The following is a 20658-nucleotide window of genomic DNA, read 5'->3' on the forward strand; positions in this document are numbered from 1 at the left end:
CGGGCCGCCTCACATCTGGTAGCGGCGCATGCGCCGCTGGATGGCGAAGAGATAGAACGACACGCCCCCTAAGATGATCAGGAACATCGCGGTCGCCACCGCCGCGCCCATGTGCCGGTCGCCGGCCTGGAGCTGGAAGCCGAAGAAGATGCGGTAGAGATAGGTGCCGAGGATGTCGGTCGAGAAGCTCGGGCCGGCGAGCGCCCCCTGCATGGCGTAGATCAGGTCGAAGGCGTTGAAGTTGGCGACGAAGGTCAGAACGCCGACGAGGCCGATCGTCGGCAGGATCAGCGGCAGTTTGATCTTGAAGAACTGCTTGAAGCCGGTGATCCCGTCGCATTCGGCGGCCTCGAGCACTTCCGAAGGAATGGTGATCAGCGCGGCATAGATCAGCATCATCGGAATACCGATGAACTGCCAGACCGAGACGAGCGACACGGCCGTGAGCGCATAGGCCTCCTGGCCGAGCCAGGGCGCGAACCAGGATCGAAGGCCGAGGGCGCCGAGCACGTTGGGCGCGACGCCCCAGAGCGGCGACAGGAGAAGCTTCCAGATGAAGCCGACGATCACGAAGGACAGGATGGTCGGCAGGAACAGGGCCGTGCGGTAGAGCGCGACGCCGCGCAGGCGCGGCACCGACAGGAGGGCGGCCAGCGCGATGCCGATCGGGTTCTGCACCAGCATATGGAAGACGAAGAAATAGACGTTGTTGGCGAGCGCGTTCCAGAACCCTTGCGAAAAGCGCGGATCGCCGAACAGGGTGCGAAAGTTGTCGAGCCCGACGAAGACGCGGGTTCCCTCGCGGATGTTTTCCAGCGCCAGCAGCAGCGTCTGCATCAGCGGCACGAGCATGACCGCCGTGTAGACGAGAAGGGCAGGCGCGAGAAACACGGCGATGTGCCAGCGCGCTCGTACCTTGGGTCTTGGTGTCATGGGCGGGGCGCCTTCGCGGGAGGGCGGACGGGAAGCGCCGCGCGCGCGGCGCTTCCGTGTGTCGCGTTCGAGGCGGACGATCAGTTCGCGGTGCCCGGCTTGTACCAGCTGTCGAGGCCCTTCTGCAGCTTTTCGGCTGCCGCTTGCGGCGTTTCGGTGCCGTTGATGACGTTGGCCGAGGCCGCCCAGGTCTCGTTCTCGAGATTGGGCGTTCCGCGCGACAGGATCTGGTAGGTCGAGCGGATGGTGGACTGACACTCGCCCCGCCAGGCGACGATCTCCTTGGCGAGCGGGTTCTCCAGCGTCACCGGCTTGTCGATCAGTGGGAAGAAGCCGGGCGCGGCATTGGCGTAGATCGCCGCGAAATCGGGGCTCGCCACCCAGGACAGGAAGGTCTTGGCGGCTTCCGCATTGGGCGAGGCGGCGTTCAGCCCGAGCGCGATGTCCGGATGGTCCGAGACGTAGCACGTGCCCCCGGCGGTCTCGACGGGCGGCGGGAAGGCGCCGATCTCGAAGTCCGCCTGCGCTTCGAAGGGCGCGATCTCCCAGGAGCCGGCCGGATAGATCGCCGCGCGCCCGAGGGTGAAGAGGTTCTGGCTGTCGGGATAGGTCTGCGCCTGGAACCCGTCGCCGAGATAGGGACCCCACTTGGCCAGGCGCTCGAAGGGCTTCACCCATTGCGGATCGGTGAGCTTCTCCTTCCCCTCGATCAGGGCCTTGCGGCCTTCCTCGCCCTTCCAGTCGTCCGGGCCGATGTTCTGGTAGCCCATCGTGGCCGCTTCCCACTGGTCCTTGGTGCCCATGGCCATCGGCACGTAGGTTCCGTTCTCCTTGATCTTGTCGAGAAGAGCGAAGAACTCGGGCTCCGTCTTCGGCGGCTGGAGGCCGAGCTCGGTGAAGATCGTCTTGTTGTACATGAAGCCGTGGAGGACGGCGGCCATCGGCACGCAGAACGTCTCCTTCCCGTCGTCGGTGGTCCAGGCAGTGCGCGCGGCGGGGGTGAAGTTCTCCATGCCGGGCAGCGAGGAAAGGTCGGCGAGCTGCTTCTTCTCGTAAAGGCCGAGCGAGGCGTCGAAGGGGCGGCAGGCGACGAGATCGCCGGCCGATCCCGCGTCCAGCTTGGCGGCGAGCGCCGAATTGTATTCGGTCGGCGCGGACGGCGCGAAGGTGACCTTGATGTCGGGGTGCTCGGCCTCGAAGGCGGGGATGATCTTTTCCTGCCAGGTGGCGAGGTCGTCGTTGCGCCAGCTCTCGATGGTGAGCGTCGTCTGCGCCAGCGCGGGGGCGGAAAGCGCGACGAGGGCGCCCAGCGCAACCGTCGCCTTGAGGATCTTCCGTGTCATTGCCGTCTCCTGTTGCGGGTGCGCCTGGGCGCTGGGGCTGGAATGCGTCATGCGCCGAGCCCTTCGAGGGCGCGGCGAAGATGTCCGTCGGCGCGCACGAGGCGCGTCCGCGCATCGGAAAGGTCGGGCGCGCCGGCGGCGAGAAGCGCTGCGAGCTTGACTTCGCCGCCGCTCAAGTGAAGCGCCGCCGAGGCCGCTTCGGGCGCGGCGCCCGCGATCTCGGCCACCATGCGGGTCGCCCGCTCGCGCAGCTTGGCGTTGTCGGCGCGAAGGCTGACCATGTGGCCGTCGTGGACGTGGCCGCGCCGGACGGCGATCGCCGTAGAGATCATGTTGAGAACCGCCTTCTGCGCCGTTCCCGCGCCCATGCGCGTCGAGCCGGCGACGACCTCGGGGCCGGTGTCGAGGAGGATGGCCGCGTCCGCTTCCGGAAGGATCGGGGCGCCGGCATTGTTGGCGAGCGCGATCGTCTTGGCGCCCGCCCGCCGCGCGGCGCGAAGGCCCGCCCGGACATAGGGCGTCGAGCCGCTGGCCGAGATGGCGAGGAGGCAGTCCGCCGGCCCGATCCCGGCATCGGCGACGTCCCGCTCGGCGGCGGTCGCGTCGTCCTCCGGCCCGCCCGCGAAGTCGCGCGCGATGTCGAGGCCGCCGGCGAGGATCGCGCGGAACCGCTCGGGCGGCTCGCCGAAGGTCTGCGGAATCTCAAGAGCGTCGGTGAGCGCGATCAGCGCCGGGCTTCCGGCCGCGAGATAGACGAGGCGCCCGCCGCGCTCCAGGGCCTCGGCGGCGAGTTCCACGCCACGGGCGATCGCGGGCAGCGCCGCCTCGACGCTAGCCAGCGCTCGCACCTGCCCACCAAGGAGACGCGCCAGCACCTCACCCGTGCCGCAGGCGTCGATGCCGGCGGCGCTGGGATCTCGCTCCTCGGTGCGGCGAAGACCTTCGGTCAAAGTCGGGCTCCCCTCGTGTCATACGCCCCGCGCGGTGCGAAGACCGGCGGGCGGATGCGGTGGGACGGGCCGTTCGGCCGAAACCGGAGTTGGACGACAAGCAAGAAGCGATGGTTCGGCCGCGGCTCGAAAGCCGAGGACATCCTGTCTGCCTGTGGTCGAACCCCAAGGGTTATCGGCGGTGCCGACCCCTCCCTGCATTTTGTTGGCCGGATCGTACCAACATAAAGCCAATTGTCCAGAAGCGGCTGCAAGATATTCCTGCGCCCTTCGCATCTGCAACAAAACCGAGCACTTGGAGGGGGTAATCCGCTGAGCAGGCCCCATCAAATCGCGCTCATGCGGCGACGGTGCGAGGTCAGAAATCGATGGCGATCGCATGAAGATTGGCTTATAGGTTGATTGGTATTGTTTTGGCTTTGCGAGGCGATGTATGGCGGTGGAGCTTTTGGCAGGGGTGGACGGCGGCGGCACGAACTGCCGGGTGCGCGTGCGCCATGCCGACGGCCGCCTCGTCGGCGAGGCGCAGGGCGGCACGGCCAACGTCTTCGCCGGCCTCGACGCGGCGCTCGCCACCATCGTCTCGACCACCCGGAAAGCGCTGGCGCAAGGCGGCCTTTCGCCGGCCGATCTCGCCCGATGTCATGTCGGCCTGGGGCTCGCGGGCGCCAACGTTCCTTCCGTCGCCGAGGCGCTTCATGCGAAGGAGCTGCCCTTTGCCGGCTTCGGGCTGGAAACCGACGCCGTGACCGCCTGCCGCGGCGCGTTTGCCGGCGGGGACGGGGCGATCGCGATTCTGGGCACGGGCACCGCCTATTGCGTGCGGGCCGGCGGCGCGCAGACGCTGCTCGGCGGCTGGGGCATGCTCGTGTCCGACCAGGGCAGCGGCGCCGATCTCGGCCGCCGGGCGCTGGCGGTGGCGCTTCTGACGCTCGACGGGGTGCGGCCCCGCACCCCCTTCTGCGAAGCCGTCCTGTCCCGCTTCGACGGGTCCGCCGGGGCGATCGTCGAATTTGCCGGTGCCGCCCGCCCCCGCGACTTCGGCCATCTTGCTCCCATGGTCTGGGATCATGCCGACGCGGGGGACGGGCAAGCCGTCCTTCTCGTCGACGAAGCGCTTGCCGACGTCGAGCCGATGCTGCGCCGGACGCTGGCGCTCGGCGCGCCAGCGATCGCGCTTCTCGGCGGTCAGGCCGAGCGCTACCGTCCGCGCCTTGCCCCCGATCTCCAGGCCGTTCTCGCCGAGCCGCTCGGCGATGCGATGGAGGGCGGGATCGACCTCGCCCGCGCGGTCCGGCAGGCGGAAAGGGAGGGGGCTTGAGTGCGCTTTTGAAAGCCGGCGCGCTGCCCGAGGGGCAGGGGCCGCTCTACCTGCGCCTTCAGGCGCTGATTCGGGGCGCGGTGGAAGCGGGCGACCTGAAGCCGATGGACGCGCTGCCCTCCGAGCGCGATCTCGCCGAAGGGCTCGGCGTGTCGCGCGTCACCGTGCGCAAGGCGTTGACGGGGCTCGTCGGCGAAGGCGTCGTCGAGCAGCGGCAGGGGTCCGGCACCTTCGTCGCCGGGTCCCGGCGCAAGCTCCAGCAGGGGCTGTCGCACCTCACCTCCTTCACCGAGGACATGGCGACGCGCGGCCGGCGCACCACCTCGGACTGGCTCCTGCGCGCCCTGGAGCGGGTGACGCCGGCCGAGGCCATGCATCTCGCGCTCTCCCCGGGCGACCTCGTCTGCCGCATCCATCGCCTGCGCCGCGCCGACGGAGCGCCGCTCGCCATCGAGCGCGCCTGCGTTCCCGCCGCGATCCTGCCCGACCCGGGGCTGGTCGCCGATTCGCTCTATGCCGCCATGAGCGCGTCCGGCCGCCATCCCGTGCGCGCGCTCCAGCGCATCAGCGCGGGCAATCTATCGGCGGACGAGGCCGCGCTTCTCGGCGTCGCGCCGGGCACGGCGGCTCTTTCCATCACCCGCGTGTCCTTCGACGCCGAAGGGCGGCCGGTGGAACTCACCCAGTCCCAGTATCGCGGCGACGCCTACGACTTTGTCGCCGAGCTCACCCTGTCGGGTGGAGGAACCCCATGACCCAGCCAAGCCTGATGGCGCGCGAGATCGACGAGATTCCGGACGCGGTCCGCCGCTTCCTGTCCGGCTCCGGCGCGGCGGTGGAGGCGGCCGGCCGGCGCCTCGCCGCGCTCTCGCCCGCCGTCGTCGCGACGGTCGCGCGCGGCTCGTCCGACCATGCGGCGACCTATTTCCAGTATGCCGCCGAGATTGTCACCGGCCGGCCCGTCGCCTCGCTCGGCCCCTCCGTCGTCTCGGTCTACGGGGCGCGGCTGCGGCTGGAGGGCCAGGCGGCGCTCGCCATCTCGCAGTCGGGACAAAGCCCCGATATCGTGGCGCTCCTGCGCGCGGCGCGAACGGGGGGCGCCGAGACGATCGCCATCGTCAACGCCGAAGGCTCGCCGCTTCTGGAAGCCGCCCACTGGCAGGTTCCGCTGGAGGCCGGTCCCGAGCGCAGCGTGGCGGCCACCAAGAGCTTCGTCACCTCCGTCGTCGCCGCGCTGGCGCTCGTTGCGGCCTGGAGCGGCGACGAAGAGCTCGCCCGGGCGCTCGCCGATCTTCCGGGTCATCTCACTGAAGCACTGGAGCAGGACTGGACGCCGGCCCTCGAGACCGTGGCCGGCGCCCGCTCGCTTTATGCGCTCGGCCGGGGTCCGGGCTTTGCGGTCGCCAGCGAAACCGCCTTGAAGCTCAAGGAAACCTCCATGCTGCATGCCGAGGCCTATTCGGGCGCCGAAGTGCTGCACGGGCCGGTGTCGCTCGTGGAGGCGGGCTTTCCCGTCCTCGCCTTCGTGCCGGACGACGCGGCGAGGCCCGGTCTGACGGAGATCGCCCGGCGGGTCTCGGCGTCGGGCGCTGCCCTCTTCACCGTCGGCGAGGCCGGCGTCGGCACCCGCCTTCCCCACGCCGCGACCGGCCATCCGCTGACCGAGCCCTTGAGCATGCTCGTGTCCTTCTACCGCTTCGTGGAAAGCGTCGCGCGCACTCGTGGCCTCGACCCGGACGCGCCGCGCGGTCTCAGGAAGGTGACGCAAACGCTGTAGCGGGCACCCTTGCAGCGCCGATCGGAAGCCGAAACGCTTTTTCTCGGTTGCCCTCCGCATCCGAAGCGGACGCCCACCCGTAGCTTGCCCTGCCTCTCGCGCTGAAAGCGACGAGTTCAACGATCAGGGAAACGAACAGATGATTGCCAGCTTCATTCGCACCGCCGCCGTCGCCTCGCTTCTTCTCGGCTCGGCCGGCGCTTCCCTTGCGCAGGACAGCGTCACGGTCGGCGGCGCGCCGATGTACGCTTCCAAGACGATCGCCGAGAACGCTCCGAACGCCTCCAACCTGAAGACGCTGGTCGCGGCCGTGAAGGCGGCCGGCCTCGTCAAGACGCTGGACGGGGCGGGACCGTTCACCGTGTTCGCACCCGATGACGCCGCCTTCGCCAAGCTGCCCAAGGGCACGGTGGACACGCTGGTGAAGCCGGAGAACAAGGCCCAGCTCACCAAGATCCTGACCTACCATGTGGTGCCCGCCAAGGCGACGTCGGCCGCCGCGATGAAGATGATCAAGGACGACGGCGGCAAGCACATGGTGAAGACGGTGGAGGGCGAGGAACTGACGCTCGCCATGAAGGGCGACAAGCTCACCGTCACCGACGCCAAGGGCAACGTGGCCACCGTCACCCAGGCCGACGTCATGCAGAAGAACGGCGTCGTCCATGTGATCGACACGGTTCTGATGCCCTGATCGATCGGGCTTGAACGCAGGGCGGGCGCCATCCTAGATCGAGAGGGCGCCCGCCCGACCCGAGACGGCGATTTCCGGAGGCCTTCCATGCAACGCAGACAGTTTCTCCTGGGGGCCGCCGTGTCCGGTCTGGCGCTGGGGCTCGCGAGCCGCCTTTCGAGCGCCGCCACGTCTTCCTTTCCCTTCGCCTTGAGCGACGAGGACTGGCGCAAGCGCCTGTCGAGCGATCAATATGCCGTGTTGCGGCAGGAAGCGACGGAGCGCCCTTATTCCAGCCCGCTGAATGCCATCAAGGCCAGCGGCATGTTCCACTGCGCGGGCTGCGAGAACACCCTGTATTCCTCCGCCACCAAGTTCGATTCGGGCACCGGCTGGCCGAGCTTCTGGGCGCCGGTGGGCGGCGCGATCGGGACGCAGACCGACTATGTCCTGATCTATCCGCGCACGGAGGTGCACTGCGCCAATTGCGGCGGACACCTTGGCCATGTCTTCGACGACGGGCCGCCGCCCACCGGCAAGCGCCACTGCATCAACGGCGTCGTGCTCCAGTTCAAGCCGGGGCCCGTCACCTGAGCCGAGGTCAACACTTCCGCAAGGGTTGGGGGCGTCTCATGGCGGAAGCCGCCGCGAGCCGCCCGGCGCATTGAACAAGGGGAGCGGTGTCGCCATATCGTGGAGTGTCGAACGGGGTGCCGATCCGGGCCCCATCCGACAAGTCGCTTGGGATAAGGGCTTGCCGTGACATGAACAGAATGACGCCGTTTTCCAGTCCCCTGCTCGTCGGCTTCGACGGAGTGGAGAGGATGTTGGAGCGTTTGGGCAAGGGGAGCGACGGCTACCCGCCCTTCAACATCGAGCGCGTGCGCCTCGATGGGGAGCGCGACGGGGAGGGTGGCCACGCCATCCGCATCACGCTCGCGGTGGCGGGATTCCGGCCGGAAGACCTCGAGATCACGACCGAGGAAAACCAGCTGACCATTCGCGGTGCGCAGAGCGAGCGCGAGGAGCGGGACTTCCTGCATCGCGGCATCGCGTCGCGCCAGTTCCAGAAGAGCTTCCTCTTCGCCGACGGGATGCGGATCCTCGGCGCCCAGTTGAAGAACGGGCTCCTGATGATCGATCTCGTGAAGCCCGAGCCCGAGCGTGTGGTGAAAAAGATCAAGATCCTCGTCGAGGACTGAAACCTCGAAGCCGATCTCCCGTTTGCCTATTCAGGAGACGAAACATGACCCGTACGAACGCCCTCGACCCGGTTTCCCAGTCCGACCTCGCCTCGATCGGCGAAGGGCATCTGGCCTATCTCCGCCGCATGTCGTCCGACGACATCCGCGCCCGCTTTCCGTCCGCCCAGTCGATCCGCCCGGGCCTGAAGCTCTGGGCGCTGTTCTCGGCCGACGGCACGCCGATCGCCGTGTCTGACGATCGCGGCTCGATCCTGGCAAGCGCCACCGAAAACGAGCTGATGACCGTCAGCATCCACTGACGCGCCCAACCCGAGCATGAGGGTCGGTCGGCATCGCGCCGCCGGCCCTTTTTGCTGCGCCGATCGTGGGCGAGGCCCTCAGGCCGCGTGCGGCGGGGCGCTCTGCGTGATGAGGTGATGGAGCGAGCCGGCATCGCGCGAGGCGCGAAGCTCGCTGATGCGGCGCGGATCGCGCAGGAGGCGCGCGATCTTGGAAAGCGCCTTGAGATGGTCGGCGCCCGAGCCCTCGGGCGCGATCAGGAGAAACACCAGATCCACCGGCTGATCGTCCAGAGCCTCGAAGTCGATCGGCTTGGCGAGGCGCGCGAAGACGCCGCGAATGCGCGGCAGGCCGACGAGCTTGCCGTGGGGAATGGCGATGCCGTTTCCGATCCCGGTGGAGCCGAGGCGCTCGCGCGCCACCACGGTTTCGAAGACGTCCCGCGCTTCCAGTCCGGTCAGGGTGGCGGCACGCTCGCAAAGGTCCTGCAGAACCTGCTTCTTGGAATGGGCGCGAAGCGAGGGAAGGATCGCTCCCTCTTCGATCAGTTCGGACAGCTCCACGACGACATGCCTTCCGCTCACCCGGATCCGTCCGAACGGATCGGACGAAGTGTTGCCGGTTCAACCTTGCGCGGCCCTTCCCGTTCCGGGGAGGGCCGCAACCTGGGCGAGAACTATCGACCTGGTTCGGGCGTGGCGGATATCAGATCCGGGCCCTGAGTGTCGAGGGGTCGATCCAGCCGACGTTTCCGTCGGCGCGTCGATAGACGATGTTGACCTCGTCGTTGGCGCCGTTCTTGAACACCACCACGGGCCCGTCCCGCCGGTCGAGCTCCATCACCGCGTTGGCGACGCTCATCGTTCCGACCGCCAGCGAGGTTTCCGCGATCACGGCCGGGGCGAAGTCCTCCGGCACGTCCTCCGCCTCGTCCGGCACCGGGCTGATGACGGTGTAGGCGACATCGCGCGAGGCGGCGCTGGACGCCTTATGATCCTTCAAACGCGTCTTGTAGCGTCGCAGGCGCTTCTCGATCTTGTCCACGACTTCGAGAAAGCTCGATTCGGGGTCGTGGGATTCGGACGTGGCCTGAAAATACACGCCGCTGTCCAAATGCAGCGTCGCGTCGGTCGAGAAGCGCAGGCCCTCCTTGGAGATCACCACCGCTCCGGAGAAGTTGCCGTCGAAATACTTGGTGACCAGTTCGTTCACGCGCTCTTCGATCCGCGACCGAAAGGCTTCGCCGACGTCCATGTGTCGGCCCGATACGCGAAGTCCCATTCGTATCTCCTTCCATTCATCCGGCGCCTTCGTCCCTCGCAACAAGCGGCAGGCGCCGCTTCTTCGAAGGCTCGCCGGACCGTTTTCGTTCCGGCGCGCCGGGCAATCCATTCGATCCCAATTCGATGGCGACGAAAAGGCCCGATGTGGATGGTTCTGCCGCTGATTGAACGGGACGATCAGCCGGCGAGGCGGCGCGCCTTCATCTCGCGGCGGCGCTGGACGGAGGAGGCGATCCCCAACGCCTCGCGGTATTTGGCGACCGTGCGACGCGCGAGTTCGACGCCCTCGCCTTTCAAACGCTCGGCGATCTCGTCGTCGGACAGGACCGCGTCCACGGTTTCCGTGATCACCATGCGTTGAATGCGCAGCTTCACGCTCTCCGCCGAATGCGTCTCGCCCCCGTCGCTGGCGGCGATGGCGGCGGAAAAGAACGCCTTCATCTCGATCGTGCCGCGCGGGGTGGCGATGAACTTGCCCGCCGTCACGCGGCTCACCGTGGATTCGTGCATGCCGACCGCCTCCGCCACGTCCATCAGCGTCATCGGCCTGAGATGGCCGGCGCCTCGGGCGAGGAAGGCCTCCTGGCGCCGCACGATCTCGCCGGCGACCTTCAGAATGGTTCGCGCCCGGCTTTCCAGCGATCGCTGCAGCCATGTCGCCGATTGCCGGCACTGGGCCAGGAAGACGCGCGCCTCCCGTTCCTCGCCGAGCCCCGAGATCCGATCGCGGATCCGAAGCCGGGGAAACGCGTCGGGGTTCAGCTCGACGCGCCAGCCGCCGACCGACGCCGGATCGCTGCGAACCACGACATCGGGCACCACGATGCCGACCGGCCCATCGGCAAAGCGGGCGCCCGGGCGCGGATCGAGCTTGCGGATTTCGTCCAGCATGTCGAGAAGCTCCGCCTCGCTTTCGCCGGTCAGGCGAGACAGGGACGCGAAATCGCGGCGGGCGAGAAGCGGCAGGTTCGCCATGAGCGCCTCCATCGCCGGGTCCAATCGGTCGCGCCGGCGCAGCTGGATGGCGAGGCATTCGCTTAAATGACGGGCAAACAGCCCGGCCGGCTCGGCCAGGTCCTGAAGGCGGGCCAGCAGCGGCAGCGCTTCGGCGGGAAGGGCGGCGTCCCCTGCGAGATAGCCCGCCGGGTCGAGGTCCCCGAACCATGCTTCGGCCAGGCGCCGCTCGTCCGGGCGGGCGAAGGCGTCGCGGATTTCCCCCGCCGCGTGGGCATGGAGCGAAACCTCGGCTCCAGCCGTGCGCTCGCCGATCGGGGTTTCCTGCGCGAAGCCGGCGAGAGTCGGTGCCCCGTCCCAACCGGCCTCGAAGGCACTGAACGGATCGCCCTCGCCCGGCGCGCCGTCCGCAAAGGCCTCGTCGCTCGCCTCCCGCCCCGACAAGGGCGCGGGATCACCCGCCGGAGCGAGCGGAGAGGGACCCTCGGTGGCGGCGATCTCGCTCGCGCCGATGCCAGGCTCCACGAGTTCCAGAAGCGGATTGCCCTCCGCCTCCCGCGACAGGAAGGCCAGGAGTTCGATGTGGTGGAACTGGAGAAGGCGGATCGACTGGAGAAGCTGCGGCGTCATCGCCAGGGACTGGCTTTGACGGATCTGGAGGTTGATCGCCAGGTTCACCGCGCGCCTCCCGTGCCGATGGACAGGCTGCCCCGAACGGCCAGCCTCAGGCGTCCAGAGAACTGGTCCCGTTCTTGCTTGTCAAGGCGAGGCCTTGCAAAACGGCTTGGCCGCCCCAGTCCGGGGCGGCGCGGATTTTCAGTAGGTGAACTGTTCGCCGAGATAGATCCGGCGCACGTCGACATTGTCGACGATGTCCTGCGGCGTGCCGTGCGTCAGCACCGCGCCGGCATGCATGATATAAGCCCGGTCGATGAGGCCCAGCGTTTCGCGCACGTTGTGGTCGGTGATGAGGACGCCGATGCCGCGCCGCGTCAGGTGGCGCACCAGTTCCTGGATATCGGCCACCGCGATCGGATCGACGCCGGCGAAGGGCTCGTCGAGCAGCATGAAGGTCGGTCGCGAGGCGAGCGCGCGCGCGATCTCGCAACGCCGCCGCTCGCCGCCCGAAAGCGCGGTGGAGGGCTGCTTGCGCAGGTGGTCGATGTGGAATTCCTCCAGAAGCGCGGTGAGCTGCTTTTCGCGCTCCGCCTTGGAAGGCTCGACCATTTCCAGGACGGCGCGGATGTTGTCCTCCACCGACAGGCCGCGAAAGATCGAGGCCTCCTGCGGCAGGTAGCCGATGCCGAGCCGGGCGCGGCGATACATCGGAACGCCGGTGATGTCGTGCCCGTCGAGCTCGATGCGCCCGCCGTCCACCGGCACGAGGCCGGTGATCATGTAGAAGCACGTCGTCTTGCCCGCGCCGTTCGGCCCGAGCAGGCCGACCGCCTCGCCGCGACGAACCGCCACGTCCACCGAGTCCACCACGCGGCGCCCGCGATAGGTCTTGGTGATGCCGCGCGCGATCAACGTGCCGGCCGACGGATGAACGCGCCCGCCCGGTCCCATCGCGTCTTCGCGCGGGTCGGCGGCCGGAGGGCGGGAAGCGGTTTCGAGAGTGGAGGCCAAGGAATGTCCGAAGTCTGAAACGGGAAGGGGCGGGAGGGGCTCGAGGCCCGCCCGGCCGAAGGTGCGCGGGGCTGGGCGTCAGTTGGTGCCGCCCGACCCGCCAGCGCCCGGCGACAGGAGCATGCGCACGCGCCCGCTGCCCCCGCCCGAGGCGCCGTTGCAGTTGTTGCTCTGAAGGCGGGCGACGCCCGTGTCCATCTGGATGCGCAGGACGCAGCCGGTGGCCACGTTCTTGCCCTGGCTGAGCACCACGTCGCCGGTGAGGAGGGCCACCTGCGTCGCCATGTCGAACTCGGCCTTGGTGGCGGTGGCCGTCTGGTCGGCGGAGCGGATCGTCACCTTGCCCGTGGCCTCCAGCCGGCTGATGTCACCCGAGCCGCCCGGCATGTTGGAGCGCGCGGCGGCCGGCTGCGCCTCGCCGCCCTCCGTCTTGCGCACGTAGAAGACGAGCAGCTTCTCGGCGTTCATCGAGGTTTCGCCCTGGCGGACGCTGACATCGCCCGAAAACGTCGCCAGCGACTTGCCGTCGTCGACGTCGAGCTGGTTGGATTCGATGGCGATCGGCTGGTCCCCCTGCACCTGGAGGCCGCCGAAGGAATTGCCGAAGCCTTGCGACTGGCCCTGTGCCGCCGCCGCGCCCGAAAGCAGGAGGCCGGCAAGACCAAGGACCGAAAGGGCCGAAGGACGGATCGAGATCATGGCGAAGGCTCGCTGGAAGGGGCTTCGGCCCCGTTGGGTTGGGAGGCGGATGCGGAATGGGGCAGAAGGGTCAGTTTGACGCGGTTGCCGAAGGTCAAGCGCTTGCCGCCTTCCGAGATCGAGACGTTGCCGGATTCGAGCCGCTGGTCGGGCGTTGCGATCTCGATCGGACCGTTGCCGGTCAGGTGCCCGTCCTCCAGCGCGACGTCGGCGCTTTCCATGCGGATGGTGATGCCGCTCGACGTGTTCACCGCGATCTGGTCGTAAAGGCGCAGCATGTTGGAGCGCGTGTCGAAGCGGCCCTTGGCGGCGGTCAGCTCGGCCGTGGTGCTTTCGTCCACCGTCAGGTTGGCCTTGACGCCCTCGAGATCGATGCCCGAGCCGCCGAGCGCCTGGATGGCGCGGTCTGCCATCATCGAGAAGGGGCGGTCGTTGCCGTCGACGCCCGACATGCGCGGATCCCTCATCACCAGGCGCCCATCCTCGATCGAGGTCGAGGCGAAGGCGATGTCGGCCGGCAGGCTGCGCGCCACCCAGGTGGCCGCAAGCCCGGCCAGCACGATCGCGGACGCGGCCACCGGCAGGCCGATCTTGAGCCAGCGCACGCGCCGCGTATGCCGGCGCGCGCGCCCGAACTCGCCCTCGGCCCGCGCGTCCTCGCGCGCCCGAACCGGCAGGGCGCCACGCGCCCGGCTCGCTCCGTTCTCGTCCCCCGTCCCCTGCCTGATGCCGCCGTCCAGAATAGCCGATGCTCCTCGATCCGGATGAACTCTTGGATGCCGATGCCGCCGCGAAAAGGCGCGACGCGGCGAAACGCGGGTTATAATCGATATAGGGTTTTTAGATGGTAAAGCGACGGCATGCGAGAGGGGGTCCCCCGGGGCGCCCGGCCTGTCGCCGCCACGAGGGGCGAACGGGCCTCCAGCGCTTGGCAAGCCGATCCCGGCGGTCTATCGCTCGCGGCCACCCGTCGAACTCAAGGGCCGTGATCTCATGGACGCGCAAGGCATCATCGACCGGCGGCGCCTTCGCCGCAAGCTCGCGTTTTGGCGGATCGGCGCGATCGCGGCGCTCGCCCTCGCGGTGGTGCTGGCGGCGCTGGCCTCCGGCTGGCGCCCGGGCGCCGGGCTCGCACCCCAGATCGCGCGCGTCGAGATTTCCGGCATCATCACCGAGGACCGGCCCATGCTGGAACTCCTGGACGCGTTGAAGCGCGACGACGCGGTCAAGGCGGTGATCGTCAAGATCAACTCGCCGGGCGGCACCACGGTCGGCGGCGAGACCCTATTCCATGCGGTGCGCGATCTGGCGGACGCCAAGCCCGTGGCCGCCGAGGTCGGAACGCTGGCGGCCTCGGCCGGCTACATGGTGGCGATGGCGACCGATCGGGTCGTCGCCCACCATTCCTCCATCGTCGGCTCCATCGGCGTTCTCTTTCAATACGTCGACGCTTCGGTCCTGCTCGGGCGCATCGGGGTGGACGTGGCGGCGGTGAAGTCCTCGCCGCTGAAGGCGGAACCCTCGCCCTTCGACCCCGCGCCCCCGGAGGCGCGCGAGATGCTGGCACGCCTCGTCGGCTCCTCGTTCGACTGGTTCAAGCGGCTCGTCGGCGAACGGCGCGGCTTTTCGCCCGCCGAAACCGATGCGGTCTCCGACGGTTCGGTGTTCACCGGCGAACAGGGACTCCGGAACCGCCTGGTGGATGCGCTCGGCGGCGAGGCCGAGATCCGGCGCTGGCTGGAAAAGGATCGCGGCGTGCCCGAAGGTCTTGAGATCGTGGAGCGCGAGCCCGAGCGCGAATCGGCTTGGGTCATGCTGACGGGCGCCCGCTCGCTGGCCTCGCTCGCGTTCGGCTTCGACCCGTCCGCCGGCGCGCTCGGGCAGACGCTGAAGGGCGCCACCGGCAGCCTTGACGGCATGGTGTCGCTCTGGCAGCCTCCGACCCCTTGACGCCAGCGGGTGACCGCTGCTCTACACGATTGAAAACAATAGGGTTTCTGGATCGTTTCCAAAAGTCTGGAGCGGTCTCTTCCACCGCCGCCGCTTAAGTTCGAGGGAAACGGATCGTGATCAAGTCGGAACTGGTGCAGATCATCGCCGGTCGCAATCCCCATCTCTACCAGCGCGACGTCGAAACCATCGTCAACGCGATCTTCGACGAGGTGACGCAGGCCCTGTGCGAGGGGAACCGCGTGGAACTCCGGGGCTTCGGCGCTTTTTCCGTCAAGAACCGGCCGCCACGCGCAGGCCGCAACCCGCGCACCGGCGAGGCGGTGGACGTCGAGGAGAAGTGGGTGCCCTTCTTCAAGACCGGCAAGGAACTGCGCGAGCGCCTCAACGAGGTCTGAAGGGCCGGAAGCTTTCGCATCGCGCCGAGGCCGCGATTGACGCGGGGGCCCGCTCCCATACCTTGTGTTCGAACCCACCGGGCGTCCGGCCTTCCGCCGTGCGCCTTGCCAGCACTTTTCCAGGCCTTTCCGGGCGGTTTTACGCGATGATCTCGAAGATCCTGTCCTTTCTCGTTCTGGCGCCGCTGGCGATCCTGCTCGTGGTGTTCTGCGTCGCCAACCGGGCGCCGGTTCCCGTGTCGCTCGATCCGATCGGCACCCTGCCGCAGTTCGTCTTTGCGGTTCCCCTGTTCGTGCTTCTGATCGGGGCGGTGATCCTCGGGCTTCTCCTTGGCGGCTTCGGCACCTGGGTCACGCAGGCGCGCTACCGGGCGCGCACCGCGCGCCGGCGCCAGGAGGTCGAGAACCTCCGCCACGAGGTGGAGCTTTCCAACGAGCGCCTGCGCCGCCTGCGCGAGGAGCAGGCGCGCGCGCCCGTTCCCGCGATCGGTGGCGGAGCGCCGACGGAGCATCGCGCCGCCCTGGCGGGGCCCGCCGCCGCCGCCTGATCCCTCAATCGCCGGCCGTGGCCGGCGAGCCATTCTCGACTTGCTCCGCAAGGCGCTTGAGGAAGCGCTCGACGAGCTTGGCGCCCGCCGCCTCCACCCAGCGGCCGCCGAGTTCCGCGATGCGCCCGCCCGTTTCCGCTGTCACCCGGTAGTGGAGCACGGTCTCGTCGCCTTCGTCCGCCAAGCGGATATCGGCCCGACCTGCGGCAAAACCGGCGATGCCGCCCTGGCCCTCGCCCACGATCGACCAGCGCTCCGGGGGATGGATGTCCTCCAGATGCATCTCGCCGGAAAAGCGCGCCGTCCAGAAGCCGAGCTTGATCCCGACCCGAACCGCCATCCGGTTTTCCGCCGTCACCTCCAGCATCTCGCAGCCGGGGATCGCTTCGCGCAAGGTGGCCGGGTCGTTGAGCCGGGTCCAGACCGTTTCGCGGCTGGCCGCCAGGCGATATTCGCCCCTCAGTTCCATGGGAAGGGTTCCTCGTCGTCGGTGCGTCACCCCCCCTTAGAATGGGAGGGTGCGGTCGCCTCGCCAACCCGGGGCGGGAGGTCGAAAGGTGCCGTTTGCGGATGGGGCCCGCGATACGCTATGAGCGCGGGCATGAAGCATCGCAAACCCAGCGGGCCGAAGCGCGAGGAGCGTCGCCCGGCCGGACCCGGCCGCCGGCCCGAACCCGCGCTTGACCCCGAGCCGCGCCCGCGCCGCGAAAGCGTCGAGGAGATCGCGCGCGAGAACCGGCGCGAGCGGCCCGCCGTGGAATGGCCTTCCGGCGCGCGGCCCGGCTTCTCGACGCCCGTGATCCTCGAGGTCGAGCCGACGGGCGACTACGCGCTTCTGGATTCGGGCGACGGCGAGAAGCTGGAGCGCTACGGCCCCCTTACCATCCGCCGGCCGGAAAACCAGGCGATCTGGCCGCGCCGGCTGGCGCCGGGTGCCTGGGACGGGGCGGACGCGATCTTCACCGGCGACACGGACGAGGAAGGCGCCGGCCGTTGGCGCTTTCCCCGCGAGGCGCACGGCGAAACCTGGGCGATGCGCCAGGACGGGCTGCCCTATTGGGGCCGCTTCACCTCGTTTCGCCATGTCGGCGTGTTTCCCGAACAGGCGGTCCACTGGCGCTTCATGGTGGAGGCGATCGAGCGGGCGCGGGCCGAGTCCAGCCGGCCGGTGCGCGTTCTCAACCTCTTCGGCTACACCGGCCTCGCCTCGCTTCTGGCGGCGCGCGCCGGCGCCGAGGTGACGCACGTCGACGCCTCCAAGCGCGCCATCGCCTGGGCCCGCGAGAACGCCGAGGTCGCCGGCCTCGCCGACAAGCCGATCCGCTGGATCTGCGAGGACGCCGTGCGCTATGCCGAGCGCGAGGCGCGGCGCGGCAGTTCCTACGAGATCATCCTTCTCGATCCGCCGAAGTTCGGGCGCGGGCCGAAGGGCGAGGTGTGGCAGATCTTCGAGGATCTGCCCCATCTCCTCGTCCTGATGCGCCAGCTCCTGGCCGATCGCCCGCTCGCCCTCGTTCTCACCGCCTATTCCATCCGCTCCTCGTTCTATTCGCTGGCCGCCCTGATGGGCGAGACGATGCGGGGGCAGGGCGGGCGGATCGAATCGGGCGAACTCGTCATCCGGGAGGAGGGCGAGGATGCCCGCCTCCTGTCCACCTCCCTGTTTTCCCGATGGGTGTCGTCTTGAAAGATCGCGAAACGTCCCGCCGGCCCGACACCGTCGCCCCCGGCCGGGTGAAGGAGGTGACGAGCGTTTCCAACCCGATCGTCAAGGACATCCGCAACCTCGCGCTGAAAAAACATCGCGAGGAAACCGGGCAGTTCCTGGCCGAGGGGCTGAAGCTCGTGATCGACGCGCTGGACGCCGGCTGGACGCTCGACACGCTGATCGTCGCCAAATCCCAGCTCCATTCCGAGCTTCTGGCCAAGACTGCCGCGCGCACGGTGGCGGCAGGCGCGGATGTTCTGGAAGCCAGCGACAAGGTGCTGACCGCGATCTCGCGCCGCGACAACCCGCAAAGCGCCATCGGCGTGTTCCGCCAGAAGGTGTCGCGGCTCGAGCGCATCGACCTCGGGCGGGACGGGCTTCTCGTGGTGCTCGACCGGGTGCGCGATCCCGGCAATCTCGGCACCATTCTGCGCACGGCGGACGCGGCGGGAGCGAAGGGCGTGGTTCTGGTCGGCGAAAGCGTCGATCCGTTCTCGCTGGAGGCGGTGCGCGCCACGATGGGCTCGATCTTCGCGGTGCCCTTGGCGCGCGTCGACGAGGCGGGGTTCCTGGCCTTCCGAAAGAGCTTCAAGGGCCTCGTGGTCGGCACCCACATGCGCGGGGAAACCGATTTTCGCGCCCCCGCCTATGGGGCCAGGCCGACGCTTCTCCTCATGGGCAACGAGCAGGCCGGCCTGACGGAGGCGCTGGCTGGTGCCTGCGAGGCGCTGGTGCGCATTCCCCAGGTCGGGCGGGCCGACAGCCTGAATCTCGCCGTCGCCACCGGCCTGATGATCTTCGAGGCGCGGCGCGGGAGCCTGAAGCTGTGATGGGCCGGCTTTTCTCGGCGCTGTCGGTGGTGGCGCTGGCCGTGGCACTGGACCAGGCGATCAAGCAGCTTGTGGTGGCCACGATGGGGCTGGGCGAGGCGATCGACATCCTGCCGTTCCTCGCTCTCTTCCACGCCCGCAACGAGGGCATCGCCTTTTCCATGCTGGATGGGTTCCACGGGCTGGGGCTCGCTGCGATCTCGGCCCTCGTCCTCGGCTTCGTCGGCTGGCTCTGGTGGAGCACGCCGGCCGACCGGAAGCTCACCCAGTTCGCCTTCGCCATCATCGTCGGCGGCGCGATCGGCAATCTGATCGACCGTGTTTCGCTCGGCTACGTGATCGACTACATCCTGTTCCATACGCCGGTCTGGAGCTTTGCGGTCTTCAATCTGGCGGATGCCTTCATCTCGGTCGGCGCGGGGCTGATCCTCTTCGACGAGTTCGTGCTTCATCGCCGGGCGAAGCGGGAAGGCGGACCGGAAACGCGTTAGCGCCGGATGTGCCGATACGTGCCCATCCTCACCGACACGCAGCCATTCCAACGAAACGGGTCCGTCACGAAACCGTCGCCCCTGCCCGCTAGTTGAAGGGGACACGACAGGTCGCTCGACCCGAGGAGACGCTAGAGATGGGATTGGACGTTTCGATCGATCCGCAGGGGCCGCGCCCCGCTCGCCTCGCCGAGCCCCTGGCGCGCCGCGTCCTGTCGATGCTGCCGGCCGGCGCGCGGCGCCCCGCCGCTCCGCTCGATGCCGCCGCCCCGGTTCTCGGGCGCCTCGGCTCGCTGGAGGTGCGCCTCGCCCGCTCCAAGGCCGAGATCCGCGCCGCCCAGCATCTGCGCTACCATGTGTTCTACGAGGAAATGAGCGCCAGGCCCTCGGCCCTCCAGAAGATGACGCGGCGCGACGCCGACGCCTTCGACCGGATCTGCGACCACCTTCTGGTGCTCGACCGCGACAAGAAGGGCTCGGACGCCGACCAGATCGTCGGCACCTACCGTCTCCTGCGTCAGCCCCAGGCCGAGGCCGCGGGCGGCTTCTACACGGCCGGCGAGTTCGAGATCGACACGCTCGTGCGGCGCCATCCCGGTCTGCGGTTCCTCGAACTCGGGCGCTCCTGCGTCCTGCCCGAATATCGCGGCAAGCGCACGGTGGAACTCCTGTGGCAGGGGATCTGGGCCTATGTGCTCCATCACCGGATCGACGTCCTGTTCGGCTGCGCCTCGCTGGCGGGAACCGATACCGAGCGCCTCGGCGGCGTCCTGACGTTTCTGAAGGCGAGCGCCCCGGCCCCCGACGAATGGCGGGTGCGGGCCGTGGCGAGCCGGCGCGGGCCGGCCCGCGCGGATGCGCCCGCGATCGATCCGAAGCGGGCGCTCGGCGCCCTGCCGCCGCTCCTGAAAGGCTATCTGCGCCTCGGCGGCTATGTCGGCGAGGACCCGGTGGTGGACCACCAGTTCGGCACCACCGACGTCCTGATCGTCCTGCCGGTGTCGCGGATCAACCCGCGCTACGTCAACCACTACGGAGCGGATGCAGGCCGGTTCGCGGCCTGACATCGAAGGCCGTCGCTCAGTTGTCGATGCGCACCACGGAGCGGGTCTTCAACTCCACCAGGACCGGGCGGCCGTCGTAATAGAAATAGCCGTAGATCTCGTCGCCCGACACGGTGGCGAGTTCGACGTTCTGCGGCACCGAGGCGCCGAGGCTGGGGGCCGAACGCATCTGCACGTCGGCCTGCGGATGGTCGATCGCGTACTGGTAGACGCTGACCCGCTCCTGTTCCGCGCTCTGCGCCAGCGTCGCGCCGCTCGCCGATGCGAGAAGAAGCGCTGCCAGGAGCGCCGTGCCGAAGTGCTTCGATGTTGCCGTCATCGCCTTGATCCTCGTTCCCACCGCCCGGCGGTGAAGCGAGCCGAACCTTGAAGCCTGTCTAGCATTCGCGCCGCGCGAAATCATCCAGGCTCTCCAAGTGCTTGTCGCATGCGTGAGGTGAATGCCCGATGAACGCTCCCGTTCCCGGGAAGGCATCGGCCCGGGCGCGCGGAATCCTGGGGACGGGCCGGACATCGGGACTCCCGCTTGAGGCCCATGTGCTTTATTCGGTGAAACCATGCTGGAGATCCTGCGACCCGACCGCGAGCCGCGCGCCCCCGTTCCTGCCGGCACGGAGCCGCCG

25 protein-coding genes are annotated in these 20658 nt (G+C 68.7%); 14 read left to right on the forward strand and 11 right to left on the reverse strand.

From position 1 onward, the window contains the following. Nucleotides 1–9 precede the first annotated feature (9 nt). From H7A85_RS02005 to H7A85_RS02015, 3 genes are all read right to left on the reverse strand, one after another. Nucleotides 10–933, reverse strand: a complete 924-nt coding sequence (locus tag H7A85_RS02005; protein WP_182084204.1) for a sugar ABC transporter permease — start codon at nucleotides 931–933, stop codon at nucleotides 10–12. 80 nt (nucleotides 934–1013) lie between these two features. Further along, a complete protein-coding gene (locus H7A85_RS02010; RefSeq protein ID WP_182084205.1) occupies nucleotides 1014–2276 on the reverse strand; it encodes an ABC transporter substrate-binding protein in 1263 nt (420 codons plus the stop codon). 47 nt (nucleotides 2277–2323) lie between these two features. Beyond that, nucleotides 2324–3226: an N-acetylmuramic acid 6-phosphate etherase gene (locus H7A85_RS02015; protein WP_182084206.1), complete on the reverse strand. Its 903-nt coding sequence runs from the start codon at nucleotides 3224–3226 to the stop codon at nucleotides 2324–2326. 433 nt (nucleotides 3227–3659) lie between these two features. On the opposite strand from H7A85_RS02015, the gene H7A85_RS02020 reads away from it, so the two are divergent. The 7 genes from H7A85_RS02020 to H7A85_RS02050 all read left to right on the forward strand — a co-directional run bounded on the left by H7A85_RS02020 (nucleotide 3660) and on the right by H7A85_RS02050 (nucleotide 8501). Next, the gene (locus H7A85_RS02020; protein WP_182084207.1) at nucleotides 3660–4547 is read left to right on the forward strand and encodes a BadF/BadG/BcrA/BcrD ATPase family protein; all 888 of its coding nucleotides are present in this window, start codon (nucleotides 3660–3662) and stop codon (nucleotides 4545–4547) included. Further along, on the forward strand, nucleotides 4544–5302 hold the full coding sequence (locus H7A85_RS02025; RefSeq protein ID WP_182084208.1) for a GntR family transcriptional regulator: 759 nt from the start codon (nucleotides 4544–4546) through the stop codon (nucleotides 5300–5302). Before H7A85_RS02020 ends, H7A85_RS02025 begins: the two co-directional genes overlap by 4 nt. Beyond that, on the forward strand, nucleotides 5299–6324 hold the full coding sequence (locus H7A85_RS02030) for an SIS domain-containing protein (protein ID WP_182084209.1): 1026 nt from the start codon (nucleotides 5299–5301) through the stop codon (nucleotides 6322–6324). Before H7A85_RS02025 ends, H7A85_RS02030 begins: the two co-directional genes overlap by 4 nt. Nucleotides 6325–6463: 139 nt before the next feature. Further along, nucleotides 6464–7018 (forward strand): fasciclin domain-containing protein, encoded by a 555-nt coding sequence (locus H7A85_RS02035; RefSeq protein WP_182084210.1) that lies wholly within the window; start codon nucleotides 6464–6466, stop codon nucleotides 7016–7018. A gap of 87 nt (nucleotides 7019–7105) precedes the next feature. After that, nucleotides 7106–7591: a peptide-methionine (R)-S-oxide reductase MsrB gene (gene msrB / locus H7A85_RS02040; RefSeq protein WP_182084211.1), complete on the forward strand. Its 486-nt coding sequence runs from the start codon at nucleotides 7106–7108 to the stop codon at nucleotides 7589–7591. A gap of 170 nt (nucleotides 7592–7761) precedes the next feature. Further along, a complete protein-coding gene (locus H7A85_RS02045) occupies nucleotides 7762–8199 on the forward strand; it encodes an Hsp20 family protein (RefSeq protein ID WP_182084212.1) in 438 nt (145 codons plus the stop codon). Nucleotides 8200–8243: 44 nt separating this feature from the next. Then, entirely contained in the window at nucleotides 8244–8501 is a 258-nt protein-coding gene (locus H7A85_RS02050; protein WP_182084213.1) for a DUF1150 family protein, read from the forward strand. A gap of 78 nt (nucleotides 8502–8579) precedes the next feature. Here the strand turns inward: H7A85_RS02050 and ptsN are convergent, their stop codons facing one another. The 6 genes from ptsN to lptC form a co-directional block, all read right to left on the reverse strand. Then, a complete protein-coding gene (gene ptsN, locus H7A85_RS02055; protein WP_182084481.1) occupies nucleotides 8580–9044 on the reverse strand; it encodes a PTS IIA-like nitrogen regulatory protein PtsN in 465 nt (154 codons plus the stop codon). A gap of 142 nt (nucleotides 9045–9186) precedes the next feature. Next, nucleotides 9187–9762, reverse strand: coding sequence for a ribosome-associated translation inhibitor RaiA (gene raiA, locus H7A85_RS02060; RefSeq protein WP_182084214.1), 576 nt, complete (start codon nucleotides 9760–9762; stop codon nucleotides 9187–9189). A 179-nt stretch (nucleotides 9763–9941) separates the two neighbouring features. Next, nucleotides 9942–11396 (reverse strand): RNA polymerase factor sigma-54, encoded by a 1455-nt coding sequence (gene rpoN / locus H7A85_RS02065; RefSeq protein ID WP_182084215.1) that lies wholly within the window; start codon nucleotides 11394–11396, stop codon nucleotides 9942–9944. A gap of 138 nt (nucleotides 11397–11534) precedes the next feature. After that, entirely contained in the window at nucleotides 11535–12287 is a 753-nt protein-coding gene (gene lptB / locus H7A85_RS02070) for an LPS export ABC transporter ATP-binding protein (protein ID WP_182084482.1), read from the reverse strand. 138 nt (nucleotides 12288–12425) lie between these two features. Continuing rightward, the gene (locus H7A85_RS02075; RefSeq protein WP_182084216.1) at nucleotides 12426–13046 is read right to left on the reverse strand and encodes an LptA/OstA family protein; all 621 of its coding nucleotides are present in this window, start codon (nucleotides 13044–13046) and stop codon (nucleotides 12426–12428) included. Then, on the reverse strand, nucleotides 13043–13651 hold the full coding sequence (lptC, locus tag H7A85_RS02080) for an LPS export ABC transporter periplasmic protein LptC (RefSeq protein WP_182084217.1): 609 nt from the start codon (nucleotides 13649–13651) through the stop codon (nucleotides 13043–13045). The genes H7A85_RS02075 and lptC overlap by 4 nt, the downstream gene beginning before the upstream one ends. A 388-nt stretch (nucleotides 13652–14039) precedes the next feature. On the opposite strand from lptC, the gene sppA reads away from it, so the two are divergent. The 3 genes from sppA (at nucleotide 14040) to H7A85_RS02095 (ending at nucleotide 15942) form a co-directional block, all read left to right on the forward strand. Beyond that, nucleotides 14040–14996 (forward strand): signal peptide peptidase SppA, encoded by a 957-nt coding sequence (sppA, locus tag H7A85_RS02085; RefSeq protein WP_182084218.1) that lies wholly within the window; start codon nucleotides 14040–14042, stop codon nucleotides 14994–14996. Between the two features lie 116 nt (nucleotides 14997–15112). Beyond that, complete coding sequence (locus tag H7A85_RS02090) at nucleotides 15113–15394, forward strand: integration host factor subunit beta (protein ID WP_182084219.1); 282 nt, start codon at nucleotides 15113–15115, stop codon at nucleotides 15392–15394. A gap of 146 nt (nucleotides 15395–15540) precedes the next feature. Beyond that, nucleotides 15541–15942 (forward strand): lipopolysaccharide assembly protein LapA domain-containing protein, encoded by a 402-nt coding sequence (locus H7A85_RS02095; RefSeq protein ID WP_182084220.1) that lies wholly within the window; start codon nucleotides 15541–15543, stop codon nucleotides 15940–15942. A gap of 4 nt (nucleotides 15943–15946) precedes the next feature. On the opposite strand, the gene H7A85_RS02100 is transcribed toward H7A85_RS02095, so the two are convergent. Beyond that, nucleotides 15947–16411 (reverse strand): carbon monoxide dehydrogenase subunit G, encoded by a 465-nt coding sequence (locus tag H7A85_RS02100; protein WP_182084221.1) that lies wholly within the window; start codon nucleotides 16409–16411, stop codon nucleotides 15947–15949. Between the two features lie 132 nt (nucleotides 16412–16543). Between H7A85_RS02100 and H7A85_RS02105 the strand changes: the two genes are divergently transcribed. The 4 genes from H7A85_RS02105 to H7A85_RS02120 all read left to right on the forward strand — a co-directional run bounded on the left by H7A85_RS02105 (nucleotide 16544) and on the right by H7A85_RS02120 (nucleotide 20035). Further along, on the forward strand, nucleotides 16544–17629 hold the full coding sequence (locus H7A85_RS02105; protein WP_244630880.1) for a class I SAM-dependent methyltransferase: 1086 nt from the start codon (nucleotides 16544–16546) through the stop codon (nucleotides 17627–17629). Beyond that, nucleotides 17614–18480, forward strand: coding sequence for an RNA methyltransferase (locus H7A85_RS02110; protein ID WP_182084223.1), 867 nt, complete (start codon nucleotides 17614–17616; stop codon nucleotides 18478–18480). Before H7A85_RS02105 ends, H7A85_RS02110 begins: the two co-directional genes overlap by 16 nt. Next, nucleotides 18480–18971 carry a signal peptidase II gene (lspA, locus tag H7A85_RS02115; protein ID WP_182084224.1) on the forward strand — a complete coding sequence of 164 codons (492 nt, stop codon included), beginning with the start codon at nucleotides 18480–18482 and terminating at the stop codon, nucleotides 18969–18971. Before H7A85_RS02110 ends, lspA begins: the two co-directional genes overlap by 1 nt. Nucleotides 18972–19189: 218 nt before the next feature. Continuing rightward, nucleotides 19190–20035: a GNAT family N-acyltransferase gene (locus H7A85_RS02120; protein WP_244630905.1), complete on the forward strand. Its 846-nt coding sequence runs from the start codon at nucleotides 19190–19192 to the stop codon at nucleotides 20033–20035. 16 nt (nucleotides 20036–20051) lie between these two features. On the opposite strand, the gene H7A85_RS02125 is transcribed toward H7A85_RS02120, so the two are convergent. Further along, nucleotides 20052–20354, reverse strand: coding sequence for a DUF1236 domain-containing protein (locus tag H7A85_RS02125; protein WP_182084226.1), 303 nt, complete (start codon nucleotides 20352–20354; stop codon nucleotides 20052–20054). Nucleotides 20355–20658 lie beyond the last annotated feature (304 nt).

Origin of the sequence: Aureimonas sp. ME7, from assembly GCF_903970965.1 — a bacterium.
In the GTDB taxonomy this organism is placed as follows: domain Bacteria; phylum Pseudomonadota; class Alphaproteobacteria; order Rhizobiales; family Rhizobiaceae; genus Aureimonas.

What these genes read in the sequence shown, in the direction of transcription:
- H7A85_RS02005 (WP_182084204.1), bottom strand. Translation starts at nt 933, where the DNA reads ATGACACCAAGACCCAAGGTACGAGCGCGCTGGCACATCGCCGTGTTT.
- H7A85_RS02010 (WP_182084205.1), bottom strand. Translation starts at nt 2,276, where the DNA reads ATGACACGGAAGATCCTCAAGGCGACGGTTGCGCTGGGCGCCCTCGTC.
- H7A85_RS02020 (WP_182084207.1), top strand. Translation starts at nt 3,660, where the DNA reads ATGGCGGTGGAGCTTTTGGCAGGGGTGGACGGCGGCGGCACGAACTGC.
- H7A85_RS02030 (WP_182084209.1), top strand. Translation starts at nt 5,299, where the DNA reads ATGACCCAGCCAAGCCTGATGGCGCGCGAGATCGACGAGATTCCGGAC.
- H7A85_RS02035 (WP_182084210.1), top strand. Translation starts at nt 6,464, where the DNA reads ATGATTGCCAGCTTCATTCGCACCGCCGCCGTCGCCTCGCTTCTTCTC.
- msrB (WP_182084211.1), top strand. Translation starts at nt 7,106, where the DNA reads ATGCAACGCAGACAGTTTCTCCTGGGGGCCGCCGTGTCCGGTCTGGCG.
- H7A85_RS02045 (WP_182084212.1), top strand. Translation starts at nt 7,762, where the DNA reads ATGAACAGAATGACGCCGTTTTCCAGTCCCCTGCTCGTCGGCTTCGAC.
- H7A85_RS02050 (WP_182084213.1), top strand. Translation starts at nt 8,244, where the DNA reads ATGACCCGTACGAACGCCCTCGACCCGGTTTCCCAGTCCGACCTCGCC.
- raiA (WP_182084214.1), bottom strand. Translation starts at nt 9,762, where the DNA reads ATGGGACTTCGCGTATCGGGCCGACACATGGACGTCGGCGAAGCCTTT.
- lptB (WP_182084482.1), bottom strand. Translation starts at nt 12,287, where the DNA reads ATGGGACCGGGCGGGCGCGTTCATCCGTCGGCCGGCACGTTGATCGCG.
- H7A85_RS02075 (WP_182084216.1), bottom strand. Translation starts at nt 13,046, where the DNA reads ATGATCTCGATCCGTCCTTCGGCCCTTTCGGTCCTTGGTCTTGCCGGC.
- sppA (WP_182084218.1), top strand. Translation starts at nt 14,040, where the DNA reads ATGGACGCGCAAGGCATCATCGACCGGCGGCGCCTTCGCCGCAAGCTC.
- H7A85_RS02095 (WP_182084220.1), top strand. Translation starts at nt 15,541, where the DNA reads ATGATCTCGAAGATCCTGTCCTTTCTCGTTCTGGCGCCGCTGGCGATC.
- H7A85_RS02100 (WP_182084221.1), bottom strand. Translation starts at nt 16,411, where the DNA reads ATGGAACTGAGGGGCGAATATCGCCTGGCGGCCAGCCGCGAAACGGTC.
- H7A85_RS02105 (WP_244630880.1), top strand. Translation starts at nt 16,544, where the DNA reads ATGAAGCATCGCAAACCCAGCGGGCCGAAGCGCGAGGAGCGTCGCCCG.
- H7A85_RS02110 (WP_182084223.1), top strand. Translation starts at nt 17,614, where the DNA reads ATGGGTGTCGTCTTGAAAGATCGCGAAACGTCCCGCCGGCCCGACACC.
- lspA (WP_182084224.1), top strand. Translation starts at nt 18,480, where the DNA reads ATGGGCCGGCTTTTCTCGGCGCTGTCGGTGGTGGCGCTGGCCGTGGCA.
- H7A85_RS02120 (WP_244630905.1), top strand. Translation starts at nt 19,190, where the DNA reads ATGCTGCCGGCCGGCGCGCGGCGCCCCGCCGCTCCGCTCGATGCCGCC.
- H7A85_RS02125 (WP_182084226.1), bottom strand. Translation starts at nt 20,354, where the DNA reads ATGACGGCAACATCGAAGCACTTCGGCACGGCGCTCCTGGCAGCGCTT.